The sequence below is a fragment of the Amycolatopsis sp. DG1A-15b genome (assembly GCF_030285645.1).
Classification (GTDB): domain Bacteria; phylum Actinomycetota; class Actinomycetes; order Mycobacteriales; family Pseudonocardiaceae; genus Amycolatopsis.
This window is the reverse complement of sequence record NZ_CP127296.1, coordinates 3,052,629-3,075,201: the sequence shown is the minus strand read 5'-3', so window position 1 is coordinate 3,075,201 and position 22,573 is coordinate 3,052,629. Positions and strand designations below refer to the sequence as shown.

21 protein-coding genes are annotated in these 22,573 nt (G+C 72.5%); 9 read left to right on the top strand and 12 right to left on the bottom strand.

Annotated features, from left to right (window positions below; translation table 11 throughout):
• Positions 1-51: 51 nt before the first annotated feature.
• Both QRY02_RS14080 and QRY02_RS14075 read right to left on the bottom strand, forming a co-directional pair.
• On the bottom strand, positions 52-1,617 hold the full coding sequence (locus QRY02_RS14080; RefSeq protein ID WP_285991969.1) for a hypothetical protein: 1,566 nt from the start codon (positions 1,615-1,617) through the stop codon (positions 52-54).
• 1 nt (position 1,618) lies between these two features.
• The gene (locus QRY02_RS14075) at positions 1,619-3,583 is read right to left on the bottom strand and encodes a hypothetical protein (protein ID WP_285993836.1); all 1,965 of its coding nucleotides are present in this window, start codon (positions 3,581-3,583) and stop codon (positions 1,619-1,621) included.
• 101 nt (positions 3,584-3,684) lie between these two features.
• Between QRY02_RS14075 and QRY02_RS14070 the strand changes: the two genes are divergently transcribed.
• Positions 3,685-4,008: an EthD family reductase gene (locus QRY02_RS14070; protein WP_285991968.1), complete on the top strand. Its 324-nt coding sequence runs from the start codon at positions 3,685-3,687 to the stop codon at positions 4,006-4,008.
• Between the two features lie 43 nt (positions 4,009-4,051).
• Here QRY02_RS14070 and QRY02_RS14065 read toward each other — a convergent pair whose 3' ends face one another.
• The gene (locus QRY02_RS14065) at positions 4,052-5,491 is read right to left on the bottom strand and encodes an NsdA family TPR-like regulatory protein (RefSeq protein ID WP_285991967.1); all 1,440 of its coding nucleotides are present in this window, start codon (positions 5,489-5,491) and stop codon (positions 4,052-4,054) included.
• A 238-nt stretch (positions 5,492-5,729) separates the two neighbouring features.
• Between QRY02_RS14065 and QRY02_RS14060 the strand changes: the two genes are divergently transcribed.
• Together QRY02_RS14060 and QRY02_RS14055 are read left to right on the top strand one after the other, a co-directional pair.
• Positions 5,730-5,882, top strand: a complete 153-nt coding sequence (locus QRY02_RS14060) for a hypothetical protein (RefSeq protein WP_285991966.1) — start codon at positions 5,730-5,732, stop codon at positions 5,880-5,882.
• Positions 5,879-6,199 (top strand): hypothetical protein, encoded by a 321-nt coding sequence (locus tag QRY02_RS14055; RefSeq protein WP_285991965.1) that lies wholly within the window; start codon positions 5,879-5,881, stop codon positions 6,197-6,199. The genes QRY02_RS14060 and QRY02_RS14055 overlap by 4 nt, the downstream gene beginning before the upstream one ends.
• Positions 6,200-6,230: 31 nt before the next feature.
• Here the strand turns inward: QRY02_RS14055 and QRY02_RS14050 are convergent, their stop codons facing one another.
• The 4 genes from QRY02_RS14050 to QRY02_RS14035 form a co-directional block, all read right to left on the bottom strand.
• The gene (locus tag QRY02_RS14050; protein WP_285991964.1) at positions 6,231-6,626 is read right to left on the bottom strand and encodes an HPF/RaiA family ribosome-associated protein; all 396 of its coding nucleotides are present in this window, start codon (positions 6,624-6,626) and stop codon (positions 6,231-6,233) included.
• A 147-nt stretch (positions 6,627-6,773) separates the two neighbouring features.
• The gene (locus tag QRY02_RS14045; protein ID WP_285991963.1) at positions 6,774-7,220 is read right to left on the bottom strand and encodes a hypothetical protein; all 447 of its coding nucleotides are present in this window, start codon (positions 7,218-7,220) and stop codon (positions 6,774-6,776) included.
• A 17-nt stretch (positions 7,221-7,237) separates the two neighbouring features.
• A complete protein-coding gene (locus tag QRY02_RS14040; RefSeq protein WP_285991962.1) occupies positions 7,238-8,236 on the bottom strand; it encodes a hypothetical protein in 999 nt (332 codons plus the stop codon).
• A 151-nt stretch (positions 8,237-8,387) separates the two neighbouring features.
• Complete coding sequence (locus tag QRY02_RS14035) at positions 8,388-11,186, bottom strand: AfsR/SARP family transcriptional regulator (RefSeq protein WP_353069063.1); 2,799 nt, start codon at positions 11,184-11,186, stop codon at positions 8,388-8,390.
• Positions 11,187-11,827: 641 nt separating this feature from the next.
• Between QRY02_RS14035 and QRY02_RS14030 the strand changes: the two genes are divergently transcribed.
• Together QRY02_RS14030 and QRY02_RS14025 are read left to right on the top strand one after the other, a co-directional pair.
• Positions 11,828-13,660 (top strand): OmpA family protein, encoded by a 1,833-nt coding sequence (locus QRY02_RS14030; protein WP_285991960.1) that lies wholly within the window; start codon positions 11,828-11,830, stop codon positions 13,658-13,660.
• Between the two features lie 138 nt (positions 13,661-13,798).
• Positions 13,799-14,140, top strand: a complete 342-nt coding sequence (locus tag QRY02_RS14025) for a hypothetical protein (protein ID WP_285991959.1) — start codon at positions 13,799-13,801, stop codon at positions 14,138-14,140.
• A gap of 101 nt (positions 14,141-14,241) precedes the next feature.
• On the opposite strand, the gene QRY02_RS14020 is transcribed toward QRY02_RS14025, so the two are convergent.
• On the bottom strand, positions 14,242-15,279 hold the full coding sequence (locus tag QRY02_RS14020) for an alpha/beta fold hydrolase (protein ID WP_285991958.1): 1,038 nt from the start codon (positions 15,277-15,279) through the stop codon (positions 14,242-14,244).
• A gap of 133 nt (positions 15,280-15,412) precedes the next feature.
• Between QRY02_RS14020 and QRY02_RS14015 the strand changes: the two genes are divergently transcribed.
• A complete protein-coding gene (locus QRY02_RS14015) occupies positions 15,413-16,060 on the top strand; it encodes a class I SAM-dependent methyltransferase (RefSeq protein ID WP_285991957.1) in 648 nt (215 codons plus the stop codon).
• 89 nt (positions 16,061-16,149) lie between these two features.
• Here the strand turns inward: QRY02_RS14015 and QRY02_RS14010 are convergent, their stop codons facing one another.
• A complete protein-coding gene (locus QRY02_RS14010; protein ID WP_285991956.1) occupies positions 16,150-16,719 on the bottom strand; it encodes a TetR/AcrR family transcriptional regulator in 570 nt (189 codons plus the stop codon).
• 90 nt (positions 16,720-16,809) lie between these two features.
• Between QRY02_RS14010 and QRY02_RS14005 the strand changes: the two genes are divergently transcribed.
• Together QRY02_RS14005 and QRY02_RS14000 are read left to right on the top strand one after the other, a co-directional pair.
• Positions 16,810-17,775: a ketopantoate reductase family protein gene (locus QRY02_RS14005; protein ID WP_285991955.1), complete on the top strand. Its 966-nt coding sequence runs from the start codon at positions 16,810-16,812 to the stop codon at positions 17,773-17,775.
• A gap of 118 nt (positions 17,776-17,893) precedes the next feature.
• On the top strand, positions 17,894-19,105 hold the full coding sequence (locus tag QRY02_RS14000) for an acyltransferase family protein (protein WP_285991954.1): 1,212 nt from the start codon (positions 17,894-17,896) through the stop codon (positions 19,103-19,105).
• On the opposite strand, the gene QRY02_RS13995 is transcribed toward QRY02_RS14000, so the two are convergent.
• From QRY02_RS13995 to QRY02_RS13985, 3 genes are read right to left on the bottom strand one after another with little or no spacing between them, the layout of a single operon-like run.
• Positions 19,092-19,571, bottom strand: coding sequence for a hypothetical protein (locus QRY02_RS13995; protein WP_285991953.1), 480 nt, complete (start codon positions 19,569-19,571; stop codon positions 19,092-19,094). The genes QRY02_RS14000 and QRY02_RS13995 overlap by 14 nt on opposite strands.
• The gene (locus QRY02_RS13990) at positions 19,568-21,016 is read right to left on the bottom strand and encodes an ATP-binding protein (RefSeq protein ID WP_285991952.1); all 1,449 of its coding nucleotides are present in this window, start codon (positions 21,014-21,016) and stop codon (positions 19,568-19,570) included. Before QRY02_RS13990 ends, QRY02_RS13995 begins: the two co-directional genes overlap by 4 nt.
• Positions 21,013-21,687 carry a response regulator gene (locus QRY02_RS13985; RefSeq protein WP_285991951.1) on the bottom strand — a complete coding sequence of 225 codons (675 nt, stop codon included), beginning with the start codon at positions 21,685-21,687 and terminating at the stop codon, positions 21,013-21,015. Before QRY02_RS13985 ends, QRY02_RS13990 begins: the two co-directional genes overlap by 4 nt.
• 102 nt (positions 21,688-21,789) lie before the next feature.
• Here QRY02_RS13985 and QRY02_RS13980 point away from each other — a divergent pair, with 102 nt between their 5' ends.
• Positions 21,790-22,542 (top strand): SGNH/GDSL hydrolase family protein, encoded by a 753-nt coding sequence (locus tag QRY02_RS13980; protein ID WP_285991950.1) that lies wholly within the window; start codon positions 21,790-21,792, stop codon positions 22,540-22,542.
• The last annotated feature ends 31 nt before the right edge of the window (positions 22,543-22,573 follow it).

Here is a 22,573-nt window from a genome sequence, read left to right as displayed (position 1 = left end):
GTAGTAAGTATTTCCTTACCGGTCTAGCGAGCGTCATCGCCGGGGGGCGGGTCACGAGTAGGCCGAGTGGCCGAGCCAGGACTCGCGCCACGCCACCGTCAGCTCACTCACCCCGTCCACACCGGACCGGTCGACGTGGGCCTTCCAGGCCTCTTCCAGCGCCGCGCACAGCCTGGACGCGGGTGGTTCGCCGCCGCCGCCGGAGGAGAATCCGCGCAGGATCGACCGGGGGACGGCCAGCTTCGCCTTGCCGCGGATCACCGACTGCTCGGTGGCGCGGCAGATCAGGTACTCGACGGTGGCCAGGTCGCCCACCGAGGCCATGGGCTCCGGCGGGGGCGCGACCTGGGCCAGCGCGTGGTACAGGCCGTCCAGCGGAGCGGCGAGGCCCCGGTGCTGGCGCGCGATCTCCCACGACACCCACACGGCCATGCAGTCGGGCATCTGGTGCGGGCGGTAGGCGAACGCCGGACCGGCGAAGGTCTGGTAGTCGCCGGTCGGGTCCTGGACGGCGGTGGCGGGCCCGTCGGGGTCGGGCGGCAGGCCGAGCCGCTTGAACAGCTCACGCAGCAGCTTGTCCGGCCGGGCCGGGGTCGAGGACTCGCCGAGCAGCTTGCCCAGGATGCGGTTCAGCCGCTCGGTGGCCACCCCGTGGATCGCCAGCTGCAGGTGGACGAACGCGACGTCCGACAGCGTCGTGGCCGCGCAGCCGACCACCCCGACCTGGGGATACCGCTGCAGGAAGGAGACGATCGCATTCGTGGAGCCGATCCGGGCCGGGCCGACGAAGGTCACCGGCAGGCACGTGCCGATCCGCTGGCGGGACCGCAGGTCGCCGCGGTACAACGGCGAGAATTCGCCGTCGGCGTGGCAGACCTCGAACCAGTTGCCCTGCCGGTGCCCCGGGCGCGTGTCGGCGAGCCAGAAGCTGTACCCGTGCTTCTCGCACAGCTCGCGGAACCGGTCGGCCAGTTCGAACCGCGCGGCCGCGGAGGCGTCCCGCAGCGCGATCGCGAACCGGACCGCCAGCGACGCGCACGGGGGAGCGACCTCCTTGCGGGTGCGGAGGTCGTGGTTGCGGGTCTTGACGATCGTCGGCAGCTGGGCCGGGCACTGCAGGGACACCAACGGCGCGTCGACGAGCGAGGACGCGGCGTCGGAGATCTCCCGCACCAGGTCCCGGACGGCCAGGCCGTGCCACTCGTACACCTCGCGCGCCGCCGGGTCGATCGCGATGAGGCCCTCGAAGGTCTGCGCGGACTCGTAGATGAACGTCGGGTTGGGCGAGGTCGTCTGGTGGAACACCCAGCCGCGGGCGTTCTGCCGCGGGCGTTCCGCCGGCTGGAGGTCACCGGCCGGCTCGGCGGGTTCGGTGCCGTCCGGCGGTTTCCGGGTGCGGGTGCCGATCACGACGCCGGCGCCGTTCGTGGCCGAGCACAGCGTCTCCAGGAAGACCGCGTCGTCGGCGTCCGCGGTCACGAGCTCGCGCAGGTAGCCGGGGCGGGCCATGGCGTGGTGCACCTCGAAGTCCACTTTGGTCACCGGCTGCCGCGCTATTTCGAAGCCGGCCCGGGCCAGGTCGGCCACGTTCCGCACGGAAATCCGCTGCCCGCGCATCTCACCACCCCCCGGACGAGTCGAACCGCACGTCGGCGTCCAGTGGCCGCCGGCGGTCCCACGCCCCGGTGCCCGCCCACCGCGGCGCCCCGATGCGGGACAACGGGATCGCCGATTCGCGCCACGACGCCTGGCCGAACAGCACGAACGCGGCGAGCACCGGCAGCCCCACCGCGACCGTGAGCGTGGTTTGCACGACCTCGCCCCGGCTCTGCGTCGCGACGGCCGCGGCGAACGCGGCGACGGCGGCGATGCTCAGCTGGACGAGCGCCTGCGGCAGCGTGCCGAGGTAGCCGAGCACGGTCCGGCGCGGCGGCAGCGACAGGCGGCTGTATAGGAAACCCGGCAACAGCAGCAGCATCGTGATCACGGACTGGCCGTCGCCGATGTGGCCGAGGGCTTCGGTGGCGGCCCGGCCGTACGGCCACGGACGGCCCACCAGCAGCCAGCCGAGCACGAACGAGACCGTCGCGACGGCGAGCGCGTAGAAAGTCACGTTGAGCGGCCCGGACTTCGTGGAGTCCTTGAGCACGAGCGTCGCGCGCACCCGGACGTGGTCGCCGCGCGCGTCGCGGCCGCCGGAGCGGCGCCAGTACGCCCGCGCTTCGTTGTCGGCGATGCCGTTGACCAGCACGAGGTCCTGGCCGAACTCCCGGTCGGTCAGCTCGCGCGCGGCCTCGCGGAGGTTCGCGGCGGTGAACTCCGGGTGCCGCCGCAGCGAGTTGTCCAGCTCGCCCGAGTCCGTCCGCACCGCCTCGCCCGTCGTGGCCGCGGCGGCGAGCCGGTGGCAGGCCGGCATGCTCCGCGGGGACAGCTCCACCCCCGACTGGCCGGCCTCCCACTTGCGCCGGCGCACCAGGTCCGCCAGCCGGCGCAGGACGGTCTGCGCCTGCAGTTCGAGGATCTTGTGCCGGGCGCCGTCGGCTTCCTGCAGCGGCGCGGCGTCCTGCCGTTCGGCGAGCGACTCCAGGTCCTCGGCCAAGCCGTCGACCTGGTGCTGATCGGCGTCGGTGGACAGGTACATCCGGGAGATCTCGGCCTCGGGCGCGGTCCTGGCCACCAGGTGGTAGGACTTCAGCGTGGCCGGGATCGTGGTCTCGTAACTGACGACGTAGCCCCGGCGGCTGGAGGCCAGCCGCCGCCACTGTTCGCTGACCGCCGACGGCCGGGCGTCGACGTGCAGCGGCGTTTCGAAGCTGAGCCGGTGCTCCTCGACCGCATCGTCCAGCGCCACCACCAGCATGTAGTCGCGGACCGCGACGTTCAGCAGGTACGCGTACTCCACCAGCAGGTCGGCGCAGCCGGTGAGGATGTCCAGCGCCAGCTCCCGGCATTGCCGCCCGTACCCGTGCACCGTGCCGCCGGCCGGGGCCAGCGTGAACTCCTCCTCCGGGTGGTTCCGCTCGGTGAGCAGCGTCAGCAGCGCCTGCTGGATGAGCCAGCGCGGCTCGTGCACCTGGAACAGGAACATGTTCAGCTCGTGCTTGGCGGTCTGCGCGTTTTCGTCGCCGGCGAGGATGCCGCGCAGCAACCGGTAGAGCCCGGCGGCGACCAGCCGGGACGCCTCGTGCTGGGTCAGCCGCGGCAGCTTCTGCCCCGAGCTGTCGAACACGTCCACGGGACTGGCGTCGCGGCGCGGCAACCGGGCCAGCGGCACCCACAGGGAACGCTGCTGTACCGGTCTCGAAGCGGCCCGTTCGCCGTGTTCCCGGCCGATCAACTCCTGCAGCTGCGCGCTGGCCTGGCGCTGGCCCTCGTCGAGCAGCTTGAGGCTGACGTCGACCTCGGTGCTCCGCCGTGCCGTGCCGTGTTCGACCACGGTCAGCCGCTCGGTCAGCCGGCGCACGTGGTTGAGCCGCAACGAGGTGTCCAGCAGGGCCAGCCCGACGGCCGCGCCCTGCCGTGACAGGCGAGGCGGCGCACCGGGAATGGGGATCGTCTTGATGGCGTGCCGGAGACTGTCCATGCCGTCCACACCACTGAGCGTAGGAGGTACGGCGCCCGGAGACGAGCGAATACCGAGACCGGCCGCGCGGGCGACACGCGGGGAGGTGTGCCAGGCTGGCGGTGATCGTCACCGAAAGGAACCCGATGCACCGGCTCACCGTGCTGTACCCGCCGCCCGCCGACGAAGCCCATTTCCGGGACTACTACGTCAGCACCCACTTGCCGCTGGCGGCGAAGCTGCCCGGCCTCCTGCGGTCGCAGTACTCCTTCGACGTGGCCTCGCTCGGCGGGCAACCCCGGTACTTCGCCGTGTTCCACGCCGACTTCGAGTCGGCCGAGGCGATGGTCGCCGCGCTGGGGTCCGAAGCGGGCAAGGCGGTGGCCGCGGACGTGCCGAACTACGCCACCGGCGGCGTGGAGATGATCCACTACCCGCTCAGCTGAGCGCTCCGGCGCCGGGCTGCCACCGGCCGGGGGTTTCCGCCGGTCACCCGGTGGTCAGGGCCGGATGGGCGCGGATCCGCTCGGCCAGTTCCCTGGCTTCGCGGGAATTCCGGTAGGGCGGGGTGTCCAGGGTCGCGCAGATGTCGGACAGGCGGGTGGCCAGGTGGGCGACACCCGCGGTGGCGGACGTGCTGATCACCGGGTCGAGCGCGACGTCGGCGGCGTCCAGTTGCCGCGTGGCCAGGTATCCGTCGGTCATCTCCAGCCGCGTGGAGGCCTCGCCGCCGTAGCGGCGGCTGCGTTCGGCCTCCGTCGGGTACAGGTGCAGCGCGCGTTCGGCGGCTTCGATCGCCAGCACCGGCTTGCCCACCTGCACCCAGGCGCCGGCGTTGCAGAACGACTGCCGGGCCTCGTCGAACCCGAATTCGCCGCCGACGAGGTCGTGCAGCTCGTCGGGCTCGGTGACGTGGTCGCGCGCGTGGTGTCCCATGCCGATGACCTTCTGGGTCTCGCGGACGTCACCGAGGTGGGCCCAGGCGCGGCTTTCGATGTTGCACAGCCGCACGAAGCCGGTGCCGTGCCGCAGGTGTTCGCGGCCGGCCTTGGCCAGGTGTGCCGCCTCCCGCGGGTTTCCCGACCAGAACGCGATGAGCGCCTGGGTGCCGCGCAGCCACGCTTTGAGCCCGTTGTGGCCGATGATGTCGGCGTAGACCCAGGCGGCGCGTGATTGTTCGGCGGCGGCGCCGTAGCAGCCCAGCTCCATGCTGGCGTTCGCCAGCAGCCCGCACGTCTGGCCGGCGAGCAGGTAGAGGTGCGATTGCTGGGCCGGGTGGGTGCGCCGCCGCAGCAGGTCGAAGACGCGATCGCGCACGCGGACGAGCTCGGTGAAGATCTCGGCGGGCTGGGTGCGGATGGCGGTGCGGGCGAGCTGGACGACGTCGTGGTCCAGCTGCTCGAGCGTGATCGCGCCGACCTCGGTGACTTCGGCGCGTTCGGCGTGCGCGCCGGAGGCGTGGGCGGCGGCGCGGACCGCGGCGGCGCTGAGCTGTCCGGATTCGGGTGCCGGGGGAGCGGCGGCCGCTTCGGCCGGCGGGAGCTGGTCGAGCACGAGCCGCTCCGGCTCGGGCAGCAAGGGCAGTTCGGCCTCGCCGAGCAGGGCGCGGGGCACGGTGCCGTAGACCCGGGCGAGCAGGGCGAGGACGTGGACCGTCGGGCGGATGCCCCGCTGTGGCCATGCCTCGTATTCGCTGATCCGTTTGCCGGTCATCGGTGCCCGGCCGTCGCCGAGCAGGTCGTTGCACCGGGCGGCGACGGCCGTCTGGGACAGGCCGTGGGTGTAGCGCCAGGCCTGGCGCGGGTTGAACTGCCAGCGGCCGGCCATCTCGGCCGCGATCCGCGCCGGGCTGCAGCCGCCGGCGAGCAGCTGGTGCCGGAGCCGTTCGCGCTCCGGCTTGCTCCCGGGCTTCGACCCGCTGGTTCCCATCACGCCGCTCCGAAACCGAATAGGTGATCCACCCCACCGCCGACGGTCGGTCACCGTAGCGCATCACGGCTTTGCGCGGCAGCACCGAAGATCACGCGGAAACTCCGGGAAAAACTCCCATCCGCCGGGAACCCGCCCGGCCGGGCCGGGCGGGAACGCTGGTCAACCGCAGCAAGCCGAGTGGAGGATCCGTGTCCCGTCTTCGCGACATCGCTGGTACCGGCCCGCGGCGGCGGTCATGACCGTGCGCTGGGTCGAAAACGCCCGGGGCGGCGGGACACCGGATGATCGCGTCCGGTCGGCGCGGGCCGCCCTCGCCCGTGCCGACGCCCCGGCCGCCCGGCCCACCGGGACCGCCCGGCGGCCCACGGACGAGCGGGAGCGCCGGTGACCACCGTCGAGGAGGGGTTGCACGCGCTCGTCGTCCGCGGGTTCCGGTTCCAGCACATCGCCGACCCGCACGGCGAGCTGGCGATCATCGTGGGCACGTACGGGTGGCCGGGGTTCAGCGACCGCATCGAGATCCACGGTGAACACGAGGCCTCGGCGGCCCGAACGAGGGCCGGTTCGGCCGAGGAGGCCGTGTGGAGCCAGGGCGGCGACACCCGGTCGGTGATCGCCGCCCTGCTCGAACTGCCTCCGCCGCAAGAGCCACCGGCGCGGTCCTTCGCGGACGGTCGCGGGCACACCGGCTCGGGCAAGCGGTGATCGCCGCCGGGGGACCGGCGTACCGGGCCGATCAGGCCGGCGGCTCGTCCTCGAGCGCGCCGACCTGCTCCGGGTCCTCCGGACCGGGCATGTGGCGGATGCTTTCGCTGCCCTTGTGGTCGTGGGCGCGGGTGTACCGGGAATCCAGCACCCGCCCCAATTTGTGGGCCGCCCCGGCGTAGGCGTCGTCCACGGTCGTCGCGTGGTGGGTGACCGCGACCGGTTGTTTGCCCCCGGGTCGCGCCTCGATCACGCACTTCTTGTCTTCGGGCTTGCCGCCGCCGTCCTCGCTGAGGTGCACCTCCACCCGGGTCAACCAGCCACCGAACCTGGACAGGCTGTTCTCCAGGTCGGTGGTCACGTAGGTGGCCAAGCGCTCGCCACCGTGGACGTTGTGGTCGGTGTTGACCTGGATCTGCACGAGCACCCTCCGATTCGGACAGCAATGACGTCCGTCAGTACCACGCGGCCGGCCGGCTCAAACCCCCGTGGCCGTCAGCAGCGAAGAACGGGGTTCGCGGATTCGCCGTCGGGACGAGGTGTGTGTCCACATCGAACTCCCGCTGGAATCGCCTCAGCCGCACCAGCCCCAGCCGCTGACGGCGACCGCGCCCGTGCCGCCTTCTCCGGGCCTGTCCGAAACCCAGCCCGCGTAGCTGATGCATTGCGGCGCGTACCCGCGGACGACCGCGTAGTACTTGTAGTTCCCCTGGTCGTAGACGTTCCGGCTCGAGTCCTCGGAGTCCCGGTACAGCCCGGCGAAGGTGTCGGTGGCGACCCCGATGAACGACCACTTGATGGTGACGACGCAGTTGTAGCCACCGGACTTGTAGAGCAGGTAGACCCCACCCCACTTGCGCCCGTCGTCGGTCTTGGCCGGTAGCGAGGAGATGACCCGGTACCCCGCGCCGCAGACTTCGGTCGGGGTGTACGGGTTCGTGGCCGCTCCGGCGGGCGGCGCGGCCGTCAGGACGGCCGCGCCACTCAGCAGGGTGACCAGGGTCCGGCGCAGAAATTTCATCGGAAGCTCCTCGTTCGTCAGTCGCAGGTCCAGCGCAGCGCGGCGTGATCGCCGCTGGTGTTGCCGAAGATCACGCCGTCGTCGCCGATGACGTACACATCCGCGTCCCCGCCGTCGGGGAACGGGAGCAGGCCGAGCAGCCTGGTGTCCTGCCAGACCGCGGACGGTCCGGTCAGGTCGGTCAGGCTGCCCGCGATCAGTCCGTGCTTGTTGGTCGCTTCCGCGGTGCCGCCGTGTTCGAGGGGCCGCGGGTCGGCCGGGCCGTGCCACGCCAGGGCGCGCGAAGCGGGCCACGAGTCGATCGCCGTGCCGACCACGACGCCGTTGCGGATCTGGCGGATCAGCACGGGACGGTCTTCGCCGGTCAGCGGGGTGACCACGCCGGCCCGCCAGAGCCCGCCGAGCCGGTTGTCCGGGGCGCCGAGCAGGACGGTGCCGTCGTCGTCGAGGTCCCAGCCGTACCGCTCCGGGATGTCGATGACCCGCGGTCCGGCGGCCAGGACCGACCAGAGGACGCTCACCCGGTGGCCGTCCTCGAGATCGGTGGCGGAGGTGAGCACGTCGCCCCGGTCGTTGAGCGCGACGGCCGATTCGAGCCGGTAGCCGGGCGGGTCGGGCAGGCGGGTCAGCGTGCCGGGACTGCGGTGGCCGCCGCTGAACAGGTAGACGCCCCATGTCGTCGACGGAAGGCCCCCGTCCAGCAGCACTGTGCCGGCGGAGTTCTCGTCGGCGACGTGCGGGTAGACCAACGGCGCGAGCGCGTCCGGGATGCGGGGCTTGCCGTCGGTCCAGAGCACGACCTTGCCCATGTTGACCCCCCGGTCGATGACGTCACCGGAGTAGTTGCCGTGGCTGTCGGTCCCCCTGATGTCGACATCGGCGTCGAAGTAGCCATCAGGCGCGACGATCTTGTGCGCCGTCCAGGTGCAGGCCGCGGCCGCGGCCGCGGAAGGTGCGGTGACGGCGGTGCCCAGCGCGAGCGCCGCGAACGTGAGCGCGGCAGCACGTCGGAACATACGAATCCCCCTCGGAATCGGTCGATACCGACTCCACGCCCCACCGCACCCGCGGGTTGAGCCGCGTCACCCACCTGGCCCAGTCGCCGACGCGGTGTTCGACCACCACGGTCACGGTGCGCCATCCCGATCCCATCCTCAGCTCTTCGGCTCACCTGGCGGCTTCGGCGGAGTGGTAGCCGTCGGTACCGACGAGCGTGTCGAGTTGCCGCTGCACGTGTTCGGCGTCCCTGTCGCGTCCTTGTCGCCGGAACAGTTGCTGGGCCTCCTGCCACACCGTGCGGGCTTGGTCCGGCCGGCCGAGTGCGACGTGCGGAGGGCCGAGGTGCTCGAGGGTGCTGGCGGAGTCGTAGGCGTTGCCCAGGCTGCGACGCAAGGTGAGGGCTTGCGTGTAGTGGTCGATGGCCCGGTGATGGTTGCCCCTGGCGTGCTCGATGTAGCCGAGGCTGTCGAGGCTGTTCGCCTCGCCCGCGGGGTTGTGCTGCTCTCGGTGCAGGGTGAGGGCGGCCCGGAAGTGGCCGTGGGCGGAGTCGTGGTCGCCGAGGCGGGCGGTGTGCCAGCCCACCGCGTTGTGCCCGTGGGCTATGCACAACGGCGCGTCGAGGTCGAAGAAGAGGTGCAGTGCCCGGGTGGCGTGATGCAGTGCCTGGTGGTCGTCGTGCTGTCCCAACACCCGTCCGAGCGTCTGGTGGGCGTGGGCGAGTTCGTAGATTTTGTCGTGGTCTTCGGCGAGGCCGATGGCGTGGTGCAAGTGCTCGACCGCCTCCTCGCGCAGTCCCAGGGCAGCGCACGCGCGGCCGAGATGCCGGGAGGCGATGACACGAGGTGCGGGGTGCGCCAGGTGCGTGGCGGCGTGCGCGGCGGCCCGCCACACGGCGAGGCGGTCGTGGCGGTGACCTCGTCGGTGGTGGAACGTGTCCGAGGACAAGGCCAGCCACCACACGGTGTCGTGCCTGTGCTGAAGGGCCGCGGCCTGCTGGGCGGCGAGCAGGGTGGCGCGCTCGGAGATGAACCAGGCCATCGCCGCCCGGGTATCGGGCAGCGACGGGACGTGCGTGCTGGGTGCGGGCGGGGCGATTTCGACAGGTCCGCGGTGGGCGTCCAGCAGCAGGCCGGCGTGGAAGGCGGTGTGGGCGCAGTAGTCGAGCACTCGCCGCAGGGCCGCGTCTCGCACCGCGTCGGGCAGGTGCCGGGCGGTGCCGGTGGCGTAGGCGCGGATCAGGTCGTGCATCCGGTACCGGCCACGCGAGTCGCGCTCGAGCAGTGAAGCCTGTTCCAGGCCCCGCAGGACGGCCTGGGTGCGGGCCGGTGGCAGTCCGGTCAGGTTCGCCGCCGTGAACAGGCCGGCGTCCGGGCCGGGCACGCCGGCCAGCAGCCCGAACGTCACGGCCTGCTCCTCGGTCAGTGCTCGGTACGACCAGGACAGCACGGTGGGCAGGCTTGCGGACGGATCGTCGTCGGCCAGGCCGTCCAGCCCCGACTGCCGCAGCTCGGAGACCGTGGTGGACAGCGGCGCCCCGGCGCGGCCGGCGATGACGCTCAAGGCCAGCGGCAGGCCGCCGCACAGGTCGACCAGCTCGTCGACCGCCGTGCGCGCGGCGTCGACTCGCGTGGTGCCGAGCCGGGCGGTCAGCAGGTCACGGGCTTCGCCGGCCGAGAGCACGTCCAGCGGTACCCGGCCCGCGTCGTGCGTGGTGATCAGGCCCGCGAGCCGGTTGCGGCTGGTCACGACGACAGCGCACGATTCGCCGCCGGGCAGCAGCGGGACGATCTGGTCGGTGCCGGCGGCGTTGTCCAGCACCACCAACATCCGCTTCTTCGCGGTCAAGCTGCGGAACAGCGCGGAGCGGGTGTGCGCGTCGGGCGGGATCGAACCCTCATCGATGCCCAGAGCGGTGAGGAACCCGCGAAGCGCCGCGGCCGGCGCCATCGGGAGGTCGTCCGGGCCGAAGCCGCGCAGATCGACGAACAGCTGACCGTCGGGGAACCGATCGAGATGGCGGTGTGCCCACCGCAGGGCCAGCCAAGTCTTGCCGAGGCCGCCCGTACCGGTGACCGCCGAGATCATCATCGTGCCGCTCGATCTCGCGGCGTCCAGGTCGGCGTCCAGCCGGTGCAACGCGCCGCGGCGGCCCACGAAGGACGTGGGCGCGGCGCGGAGTTCGCGCGGCACCCTCGATCCGGCGGCCGGTGGCGGAGACGCGTCGGCCGGGGCGGGGTGTGAGGTCAGGATCCGGCGGTGCAGATCCTGGAGCACGACGCTGGGGTCCGTGCCCAGTTCTTCGACCAGCCGCACCCGGACCCGCTGGTAGTGCGCCAGCGCGTCGGCGGTGCGCCCGGCCTCGTGCAGTGCACGGAGGTACTGACTCGCCACCCGTTCGTCCATCGGCTGTGCGTCTGCCAGCTCGGCCAGCTCGGCCACAAGCTGCCCACCGTGTCCCAGGCGCAGCCGGGTCTCGGTCAGTTCGTGCTGCGCGTTCGACCACTCTCGCGCCAGCCGGTCACGTTCGGCTTCGATCCATTCACCGTCCACACCGGTCAGCGCCTGCCCACGCCACAACTTCAGCGCGTCGGTCAGCATCACGGCCGCGCGCTCATCGTCGGCTTCCGCGTCGCCCGCGGCGCACAGCTGACGGAACCGGTGCAGGTCGACCACCGGCTCGGTCGTGTCGGCGACCAGGACGTAGCCGCCGGACCTGCGCATGATCGTCACGCCGTCGATGCCAGCCAGTGCCCGGCGCAGCCGGGAGATGTAGCTGTGCAGCGTCGCGCGCGCCCGGGGTGCCACGTCCGAACCCCAGACCCGTTCGACCAACCGGTCCACCGGGACCACCCGCCCGGCGTCGACCGCCAAGGCCGCCAGCACGCACCGCTGCCGCGGGGGGCCCAGGTCCACCGGCCGTCCTCCGACCTCCGCGCCGACCTCCCCCAGCAGGCGCACGACCAGCACACCCACCACCCCCTGAACCGGTTCCCGGTCACCAGGCATACCGGCTCGGACAGCGTCGCGCAGAAACCCGCAAGAGATTCACACGATCGGCCCTCCACCATGACGGCGACCACCCACGATCGACGAAAGGTGATTCCGTCGTCGGACAACACAAGACAGCACCCCGCGAGGACACGACGGTGGGCGGCGCTGGTCGCCGAGGTCTTCGTCGTCGTGGCCGAGCTGGTGACCGGCACAGGTACTGCATCGGCCACGACCGGCGGCACGGCCGGATCGTCGGCGGCGGTCCTGGTCACCAACTGCAACCATTCCGGCGGAGCAGGCACGCTGGTGTCGCCGAACTACGTACGCATGGGGACGGCGCCGCCGTGGGCGCGGTACAGCTGTGCCGCAGTGGCAGCAGCTACTGCAGTGTGTCCTGTTTCGGCAACATCCACCCGCACTGCACCAGCACCGACGCCTGGGGCCGCACGGCCATCAGGCCTGACCGCAGCGAAATGTGATGCCCGGGGGAGCGGATGCGCGCTCTCCAGGACATCGCACGAACGGGCAACGCACATGGCCCTTTTGGACGTCCGCCCGCCGGGTCCCGGCCGGGCACCTCGGCGGTCACACTGGCCGGTCGGGAGCAGGGAGGACGGATGTTTCGCCAGGATCGCGATTCGAGCGGCGAACGGCCTCGTCGCCCGGTCCCGGGCGAAAGCCCGGCGGTGCGGCCCGCTCACGAACTGCTCGCTCTGCAGCGGCTGGCCGGCAACCGCGCGGTGAACCTCGCGATCGAAGGGGCACCGGCGGTGCAGCGCTTCGTCGGCACCGAGCACAAGGCGCTCGGCGATTCCACCGGCCGGATGGTGGACCTGGGGAACGGTGTCGTGCTCAGCTTCGGCGACCTCGTCGCTCTGTCGGGCGACGAGTACAAAAGCCTCGACCTGCTGATCAAGGACACCCGGACTCCCGAAGGCCGGGCCCGCCTGCTCGCCGCGATCCGTGACGACCACATCCCGGACCCCGCGAACACCCGGCTGCCCGAACCGAGCAAGGACCAGGAGTCCGAGCGGTTCACCACGTTCGTCCGGCTCGCCCTCGAGAACCCGCTGCACTTCAACGACTCCGGCCAGGCGATCGCGAAATGGGCCGGCGATCACACCGACGCCATCGCGACGGCGTTGGAGGCCGGCCTGCAGAACGACCCGGCCCGGAAACAACTCGCCCTCGCCAAGGAAGCGTTCGCGCAGCACTACCTGACGGACGCCTTCTCCGGCGGGCACATCCGCACCCCGCGCCCGGACATCATCGGCTGGTACCGGGCGCACTTCGGGCACGTGGTCGTCGACGAGTTCATCAGCCGGATGAGCAACCGGCTCATCGACGGTCTCGTCGCGCAGATCAGCCCGCAGACGAACTGGCCGGACTTCGTCGTGCGAAGCAAGGTCCGGCAGGCCGTCGGGGAACGCCTGGCGAGCGCGATCGCCGACGCCGGTGGTCGCGCGCAGGTCGACGACTACTTCGCGCTCGGCGTCGCCGGCGTGGTCAGCGGCGCGATGCACGACCTGGAGGGGGATCGTGGGGTGGCGGTCTCGAGCGAGGCACACCCCGCCGCGTGGATGGCCTTCGGGGACCACCACCTCGCCGCGAGCCCGGTGAGCCGGGAGCAGGCCGAACTCGCCCATGCGGCCGCGGTCGCCCACATCGACCGGGCCTTCGAGATCGGCAGGCGCCACGGCCGGGCCGCGGATTCCTCGGCCGCCCCGAGGGAGACCTACTTCGGGTTCGACTCGGCTGCCGTGGCGGCGGAGGCCGGCACAGCCGTGTCCGCCGCGGCGGGACACCTGCACGCCCGCCCCGGGTCCCAGGTCGTCCTGACCGGCCACACCGATCCCAGTGGCCCCGAGGGCTACAACGAGCAGCTGGGCCTGCGGCGGGCGCAGGCCGTCGCGCGGAGCCTGCTCGCGGCGGGCGCCGGTGAGGATCAGATCGTCACCCGCACCGAGGGCGAACGAGCGCCGGTGACGCTGGTCCCGGGGCAGTTCCGGCTGAACAGGCGCGTGACGTTCGACTACGTCCAACGGCCCGGCCCCTACCGCGATATCGGCCGGGAGGAAGCAGCCGCCGAAGTCCAGGCGGCGATTCCCGCACCGTACAACGACGTCACCCGGTTCGTGCCGAAACCACTGCCGGCCGCGACCTCGACGTCGGCGTCCGGGACGTCCTCGGTCGCCAACGCCCAGGTCGAGCTGGAGAACTGGCGCTGGGGAAGCATCCCGCCGCGGCTGCGGTCGGAGATCAACACCTGGGTCCGCGGCTACGGCCCGGCGCTCACCGCCCGCATCGCGAGTGCGCACGCCCTGGACCCGACGACGGTCGAGGGCTACGCGATCCAGCCGCGGCCACTCGTCGTCGCCGTCGCCAACGACCTCCTGCGCGACGCGGCCACCTTCCTCGAACAGGCCACGGGCCGGCAGATGAGTCCGTGAGCAAGGGAGAGCCTCACCGCTGTGCGCCGCGGGAAATCGGTTGGCCGGAAGATCGAACTGCTCGGTAGGCTCCGACACCGGCGGAACGATCCACGCAACGGGGTATGGAGGGGGTACACGGTGGTTCAGGAGCAGGCAGTGCCGGCCACTGTGCTGTGGCGGCCGACCGGTCCGGAGGAGCTGGAACTCATCCGGCAGTCCGGCTGGCACGCTTGGCCACCCCGTCTCCCGGAGCAACCGATCTTCTATCCCGTGCTCAACGAGGATTACGCGATCAAGATCGCCCGGGAGTGGAACGTGCCGCACCACGGGGTCGGCTACGTCACCCGCTTCCGGGTCGAATCGGAGTTCCTTCGGCGTTATCCGGTCCGGCAAGCCGGAGGCCGGACCATCCTGGAGTTGTGGGTTCCGGCCGGGGAACTCGACGAGTTCAACGCGCACATGGTCGGTCCGATCGAGGTCGTGCACGAGTTCCGGTGAGCCTCCGTCCCGCGCGCGCATCACCGTCGATCCGCGGCTGACTCGGCCCGCGGTCCGGCACGTCCTGAGGTCCCAGTTTCGTGCGCCACCGCCGGGCTGAGTCAGAGCAGCCCGGCGGTGGCGGCGTGCGCGGCGGCCGCCGCTCGCGACGACACGCCCAGCTTGCCGCGGATGTTCGACATGTGGCGGTGCGCGGTGTGGGCGCTGATCCCGAGCCGGCGCGCGATCTCCTGGTCGCTCAACCCGTGCGCGACCAGGCGCAGCACCTCGAGTTCGCGTTCGGAGAGCTCGTGGCGCGGCGAGCCGGCCCGGCGGGCGGGCCGGCCGGCGCCGAGGAATTCCCGCACGGCGCGGACGAGCCCTTCGACGTCTCCGCGCCAGGGCAGGTGGTCGGTGCCGTCGAGCGGGACGAAGCCGGCGCCCGGGATGCGGGCGGCGACGTCCTGGCCCAGGGTGAACGGGATCGCGCGGTCGTCGCGGCGGTGCAGGACGAGCGTCGGCACCTCGATCGTGCTCACCTGGTCTCGGACGTCGAACGCATACACGGCCGCGAGCGAGCGCACCGCTTTCTCCGCGGTGAGGCTCGCGCGCTGGAACCGGACGAACTCGTCGCGTTCCGCCGGGTTCGCGGTCGGCAGGAACAGGTCGGCGAGCACCCGGGACCCCACGCCCCAGTGCCGTCCGACGACCGCCAGCAGGGAATCGCGGGCTTCCGACGCGGCGATCTCGGCGCCACGGAGGTAGCTGCCGTAGAGGACGAGCCGCTCCACGCGGTCGGGGTGGGCCGCCGCGTACGCCATCGCGGCGCAGCCCCCGGAGGAACCGCCGAACAGGCTCACCTTCTCCCCGGCCGCGTCGACGACGGCGCTCAACGCGGCCACTTCTTCCGCGAGCGAGGTGACCAGCGGCCCGGCGGCGTCGGACATGCCGACGCCGGGCCGGTCGTAGCGGACGAGGGTGAACCCGTCGCCGAGCAGGCCGGCGAACCGGCGGAACGACGGGTTCCGCCAGTCCAGTTCGAGGTGCCCGCACCACCAGCCGCCGACGACCAGTGGCGGTCCCGCACCGATGGTGGCCCAGGCGAGAGCGCGATCGTTCGGGCCACCGGTGAACCGCACGACCTGGTCTTGTCCCGGCATTCCCCGAGCGTAGGCGGTCGCCCGGACCCGCGTGGCCCGTTCCGGCCAGCCTCCGCAATGGCACGAGCGGGTGATGCGGTGGGCGGCCGGCGCCTGATGTGCTGCTTCGCATCGGTGGTGTGGAGGAGGAACGATGGCCGGAGGGGACAGCGTGGGGGCACGGGACGGGCTCTGGGAACGGTTCGGGGCGGCACTGTACGAACCGTTCCTGCGCCGGGGGGAGCGGCTCGGCTTGGCGCGGCGGCGCGGGGAACTGCTGCGGCGCGCGCACGGCCAGGTGGTCGAAATCGGGGCGGGGACCGGGCTCAACGTCGCGCACTACCCCGCGGCGGCGGAGGTCGTGCTGACCGAGCCCGTCCCGGCGATGTACCGGCGACTCGAAAAGCGCGTGGCCGGCCGCATCGGGATGCGGCCGGTGCAGGCCCCGGCGGACGCGCTGCCGATGGCGGACGCCAGCGTCGACACGGTCGTGTCGACGCTGGTGCTCTGCACGGTGCCCGACGTCGATCGGGCGCTGGCCGAACTCGCGCGGGTGCTGCGACCCGGCGGGCGGCTGCTGTTCTGCGAGCACGTCCGCGCCGAGGACCCGAAGCCGGCACGCAGGCAGGCCCGGCTGGCGGGGCCGTGGGCGGCGTTCGCGCAGGGCTGCCGGTGTGACCGCGACACCGTCGCGCTGCTCAAGCAGCGGTTCGACATCGAGGACATGAGCACAGCACGGTGGCGTGGGATGCCTTCGGTGGTGCACCCGCTGATCATCGGGACGGCGACCCCGGCCCGATGACGCGGTCGGAGCCCCAGGTCCTCGGCTTCGGGCGCCGCGACGCCTGAGCCGAAGCTGCTAGTGCTCGCGGCACGTGACCTCGCACCTCGTCACAGCGGGCGGCGCAGCCCGTCCAGCACGAGGGTGATGACGTCGTCGGCCTCGGTCCGCCAACCGGGGCGGTCATGGGCCGCACCGATGCCGTGCAGCGCCATCATCACGGCGCCGGCGCTCACGTCGTCGCGGACGGCGCCGTCCCGCACGGCGGCGGCCACCAGGTCGGTGACGGCCTGCTCCAGCTCCCGGCTGCCCTCGGCGAGGGCGCCCGAGCGATCGGCCATGAGGGTGGCCAGCGTCCGGGCCAGGCCCTCGTGGGCGGCTATGTGGTCGACCATGCCGCGCAGGAAGGTCGCCAGCGCCTCCGCCGCGGGCAGCGTGGCCTGGAGCCGGCGGGCGCGGTCGCACAGCGTGGCGACTTCCCCGCGGTAGACCGCCTCGGCCAGTGCCTCCCGGGTGGGGAAGTGGCGGTACAGCGTGCCGGTGCCCACTCCGGCGAGCCGGGCGAAGTCGTCGAAGCGCAGGTCGAAGAAGTCGCCGGCGTCGAAGACCTCCCGGGCCTTGGCGAGCAGGGCCTCGCGCTTGCGCCGGGCGTCGGCCCGCAGTGGCTTGTCGGCACTCACCCGCTACCTCCTGTTGACAAGTGGAGATCATCTCCATATCTTGAAAAGTGGAGATGATCTCCAGATAGACCTTACCCCACGAGGTGCGGCGTGAAGATCCTGATGTTCGGCCGCGGCGTGATCGCCACGGTTTACGGCTGGGCCCTGCAAAAGGCGGGACACGACGTCGAGTTCTACGTGCGGCCGGGCCGCGCGGCGACCTACGGGGACACCGTGGACCTCGACCTGCTCGATACGCGGCGCCGGCCGTGGGGACAGCGCGTCGTCGAGAAGTGGCCGGTGCGCTACCGCGAGACGCTGGCGCCGGAGCACGACTTCGACCTGATCGTGCTCAGCGTGCCGCACCACCGCCTCCCGGAGGCGACGGCCTTCCTGACGCCGCGGGCCGGCCAGGCCACGGTGCTGGTCTTCGGCAACGTCTGGACCGAGCCGCAGGCCGCGATCGGCGACCTCCCCCTCGACCGGATCGCCTGGGGCTTTCCCTTGGCGGGTGGCGGTTTCGGCGCGGACGGCGTGCTCCGTGGGGCACTGCTGCCTTCGGTGGTCTTCGGTACCCTCGGCCGGCCCCCGACCGACCGGGAGCGGGCCGTGCGCCAGGCGTTTCGCCAGGCCGGGCTCCGGCTCAAGGAGCGGCCTGACTTCCGCGGCTGGCTGTGGGTCCATTTCGTGTCGGATGCCGGCCTGCTCTCACAGGGCCTGCGGCTGGGTTCCCTGTCCAAGCTGGCCGGGGCCCGGAGCGACCTGCGCGAAGGGCTGCTGGCCGTCCGGGAGCTGCTGCCGCTCCTCGAGGCGCGCGGCCTCGACCTGCGACGGCACCGGGGCGGTGTGCTGCCGTTCCGGGCGCCCACCTGGCTGACGGCCACCGCGCTCGCCTGGCTGACTGCTCATGTCGCGCTCGCGCGCCTGAGTCTCGAGGCGCACTCCGACCCCGACGCCGAGGAGCCGCGTGAGGTCTGCCGGGACACCCTGGCCGAAGCACGACGGCTGGGCATCTCGGTGCCGCGGCTGGAAGCGGCGGAACCGCACTTCGCCAGGGAGGTAACAGGGCGAGCCTGAATGGCCCTTGTCCGGCGGGTCGCGAGTGGGTTGACCAGTCTGCCGACGACCCCGGCTGCGACCGGACTGCGACGTCGTGGGGACCGCGTGCCGACACGGACACGAAACAGTCGGCGGCATGAGCGAAGTTCGGCCGGCTGCCTCCATCCGGTTCGCCGGCGGGCGCAAGCCGCACCTGCCCGCGTTGGACGGGTTGCGCGGGGTGGCGATCCTCGGCGTGCTGCTGTTCCACACCGGTCACCTGCCCGGCGGTTTCCTCGGGGTGGACCTGTTTTTCACCCTGTCCGGTTACCTCATCACCGATTTGCTGCTCCGGGAGATCGAGGCCACCGGCGCGGTGTCGCTGGTCGCCTTCTGGGGCCGCCGGGTCCGCAGGCTGCTGCCCGCGCTGGTGACGATGCTCGCCGGGGTGGCCGTCATCGTGTGGGTGGCGGGGCCGCCGGACCTGGTGCGGACGACCCTCGACGACGGCCCGTGGGTGCAGCTGAACCTGGTGAACTGGCACCTGCTCGCGGAGTCGGCGGGCTACTGGGACCGTTTCGGATCGCAGCGGGTCTTCGAACACCTCTGGAGCATCGCGGTCGAAGAGCAGTTCTACCTGCTGTGGCCGCCGGTCCTGCTGGTCATCGCCCGATTCGCGAAATGGCCGGAAACCCGGGTCGCGGTGGTCGCGGCCACGGCCTCCATCGGATCGCTGGCGCTGATGGTCGCACTCGTCGGCGCGGGCGATCCGAGCCGGGTCTACACCGGCACCGACACCCGCGCGTTTTCCCTGCTGCTGGGCGCGGTCGTCGCCACCGGGCCGGTGCGGGCGGCGCTGGTTCGCGCGGCCGGCCGGTGGGTGGGCATCGTGGTGGCGTTGCTCGCGGCCGGCATCGGCATCTTGTGGTCGCTGGCGGACGGGACGGCCTCGCGGTGGTTGTTCACCGGCGGGCTGTTCGCGCACTCGCTGGCCGCCGCGCTGCTGATCGGGCTGTGCGTGCGAGCGCCGCGAACGTGGGTGGCGAAAGCCCTGGCCTGGCGGCCACTGCGGTGGTTCGGACTGCTCTCCTACAGCCTGTACCTGTGGCACTGGCCCGTGTTCGTGCTGCTTTCCCCGGAGCGGACCGGGCTCGGCGGCCCGGCCCGCACGGGGGCGGTGCTCGCGGTGTCCATCGGCTTGGCCACGCTGTCGAAGTACGTGGTCGAGGACCCGGTCCGGTTCCGGGCCCGGTGGGCCGCGGGCCGCAGCGGGGTGCTGGCGTTCACCGCGGTCATGGCCGGGCTGGCCGTGCTGTGGGTGGTGCTGCCCGCCCCGGCCCCGGCCGTCGTCGACATCACCGGGCTGTGATCAGCGGACAGGTCCGCGCCGGGTCCGACTCCGGGGTGGGCTGGACGAAGCGGACCTGCACCTTCGTGCTCCGGTCCCCGCCGGCCTGGACGTGGGCCCCCAGCGCGGTGCAGACGATCTGGTCGATGCCCAGCGGGGTCGCGTCGTGGACCGTCAGCGGCACCGACAGCTGGAGCACACCGGTCGTGGGCGTCACGACGACCCTCGTCACCGGCGTCGGCGCGATCTCCGTGTGCAGGTCCGAGCCGCTGGGCACGCTCAGCAGCAGCGCCAGCGCCTCGGAGATCGAGCCGAGGTGACCGGTCGGCCGCAGCTCCGGCCGGAGCTGCTCGTGCGCGTCGACCAGGTACAGCGTCATCCCCGGCGCCACGCCCGTCGGGGCCTCGCCCCCGTCGGTGACGTCGGAGGGCCGGACCCCGCAGCCCGCGAGCAGGAACACCGCCACCACCGGCCAGATCCGCTTCACGAGTCCTCCCGGTTCCGCGGCAGGGACAGCACGAACCGCGCACCGCCGCCGACGGCGTTGCCCGCGGTGAGGTCGCCGCCGTGCAGCCGGGCGTTCTCCAGCGCGATCGCCAGCCCGAGCCCGCTGCCCGGGGTGCGGGTGCGCGCGGCGTCGGCCTTGAAGAAGCGGTCGAACACGTGCGGTACCACGTGCGCGGGCAGCCCGGGCCCGCGGTCGGTGACTTCGATGCGCACGTCCTCGCGGGACTCCGAGACGGCGACTCGCACCGGCGGCTTTCCGTGCCGCAGCGCGTTGCCGACCAGGTTGGCCACGATGACGTCCAGCCGGCGCCGATCGAGCCGCAGCGAGAGCCCGTCCGGTGCCACCACCGCCACCCGCTCCTGCCAGCCGCGGGCGCGCAGGCAGTCCCGCACGGCACCGGCCACGTCGACCTCCTCCACCCGCAGCTGCGCGGTGCCGGCGTCCAATCGGGCCACCTCCATCAGGTCCTCGACGAGCCGGACCAGCCGGTGCGTCTCGACGATCGCCAGCTGCGCGGACTCCCGGGCGTCGGCCTCCATCCCGTCCGCCGTGGTCGCCAGGACCTCCACGACCGCCGTCAGCGTGCTCAGCGGGGTGCGCAGCTCGTGCGAGACGTCGGCGGCGAACCGCCGGGCGTCCGCCTGCATCCGTTCCATGGCCCGCATCGACGTCTGCACCGACTCGGCCATTTCGTTGACGGTGACGGTCAGTTCGGCCAGCTCGTCGGCGCCCTGGGGCGGCGACCGGGCGTCGAGGTCGCCGCCGGCCAGCCGGCGGGCCGTGTCGCGGAGATCGCGCACCGGGCGCAGCACGCTGCCCGCGGCCAGCAGCGCCAGCAGGACGGCCAGCGGCAGCGCGAGTGCGGCGGTGATGACCGCGGACCGGGTGAGGCGGTCGATCTGCTGGTCGACGTCGGTGAGGTCGTGCACGGAATACACCTCGATGCCCGAGGGGGTGCGTGCCCCGTCCGGCGCGGTGATCGTGATGGGCGTGCCGACCACCAGCCAGGGCCGGCCGTCGGCGGTGATCCGCTGCGTGACGAGCCGGTTCCGGCCGCGCACGGCGGCGCGCAGCGTGCCGGGGACCAGCTCGGTGCCGGTGCCGGCCGAGGACCGCAGCTCCCGGTAGGTCACCACGGTGTTCCCCCCGGCGGCCGTGCGCAGCCGGTCGAGCGCGTCCTGGTCCGGCGGATAGGTCAGCTGCGGGGTGATCGCGCCGAGCCGGCCGGCGACGCCCTCGGTGATCCGCTGTTGCGTCGAGGTGACCAGCGCGGTGCTCGCCGATCCGGCGCTCGACCAGGCCGCCGCGGCGGCACCGAGCACGGTCACCAGCACGAACGCGACGAGCAACCGGGCGCGCAGGCCCCGCGGCCGGAGCCGCCAGGTCCGCGGCCGGTGCCCGGACTTCGGCGAGCCGGTCCTCACACCGGTCCGAACCGGTAGCCGAACCCGCGCACGGTCTGCACGTACTCCGGCGTCGCCGGATCGGCCTCGATCTTCGCCCGCAGCCGCTGCACGCAGTTGTCGACCAGCCGCGAGTCGCCGAGGTAGTCGTGCTCCCACACCTCTTCCAGCAGCTGCTGGCGGCTGAACACCCGGCCGGGAGCCCGCGACAACGTCAGCAGCAGCCGCAGCTCGGTCGGCGTCAGCGCGACCGGCTCGCCGCGCGCCGACACCGTCAGCGACGTGGTGTCGATGCGCAGGTCGCGGTGCACCCGCACGCCGTCCGGGGAGCTCGTGCCGCGGCGCAGCACCGCGCGGATCCGCGCGTCCAGCACGGTGGGCCGCGCCGGCTTGACGACGTAGTCGTCCGCGCCCGCCGCCAGGCCGCCGACGACGTCGAAGTCGTCGCCGCGCGCGGTCAGCATGATCACCGGTACCGAGCCGGCGGCCCGGATGCGGCGGCAGACCTCGAACCCGTCGATGCCCGGCAGCATCAGGTCGAGCACCACGAGATCCGGCGTGGCCGAGCCGAACCGGCGCAGCCCGTCTTCGCCGGTGTCCGCCGTGCGGACGTCGTGGCCGTGCCTGCCCAGCGCGAGCTCGAGCCCGCGCCGGACCAGGGGGTCGTCTTCGATCAGCAGAATCGCCGCCACCCGTCCAGTATGGACAATCCGGGCCGGCCCGGCGGTTTCTTGCGACACGACCGCGACAAGACCGCGGATGCGCGCGGACACCGCGGCGGCACCGTCGAAACCATGAGCAAAACGCGAATTCCCGTCCTCGGCGTGGCCGGCCTGCTCCTGCTGACCACCGCCTGCTCCGGCGGGGCCACGGCGACCGGCGCACCCGCACCGGCCCCCGGCTCCGGACCGGGCAAGGTGCTGTTCCTGGGCGACTCCGTCGCCGCGGGCGAGGCGCTGCCCCTGGCTGCCGCGGTCAAGGCGAGCGGCACCGAGTTCCAGTCGATCGCCGCCGACGGCGGCGGAAACGTCGTCGGCCCGTTCTCCGAGGAGAACTGGCGGAAGCTGCCGGGGCAGATCGCCTCGGCCCACCCCGCCGTGGTCGTCTACCAGCTCACCACGTACGACTGGGGCAGCAGGGAAGAGCAGCAGGCCGCCTACGGCAAGCTCTTGACGACGGTCACCGGCGCCGGCGCGAAACTGGTCTTCGTCACCACACCCCCGATCAAGCCCGACGACTTCTACCAGCCGCACCTGGCCGAGCTGGACCGCGCTCCCGAGGTCGCCCGCGCGGTCGCGCAGGCCGCCCCGGGCCAGGCGAGCGTGCTCGACGCGGGCACCGTGTGGGGGAGCACCTACCAGCAGGTCAAAGACGGCAAGGCGGACCGCAGCGCCGACGGGATCCACACCTGCCCCCAGGGCGCCGCCCGCTTCACCAGCTGGCTGCTCGCCGAGCTGGCGAAGCTGTTCCCCGGCTTCACCCCGGCGCCGGCGCAGGCCTGGGCCAACACCGGCTGGTCCGCGGACAACCACTTCAAGGGCTGCTGACCAGCCGGCTGACGTGGGTGCCGCGCTGCGC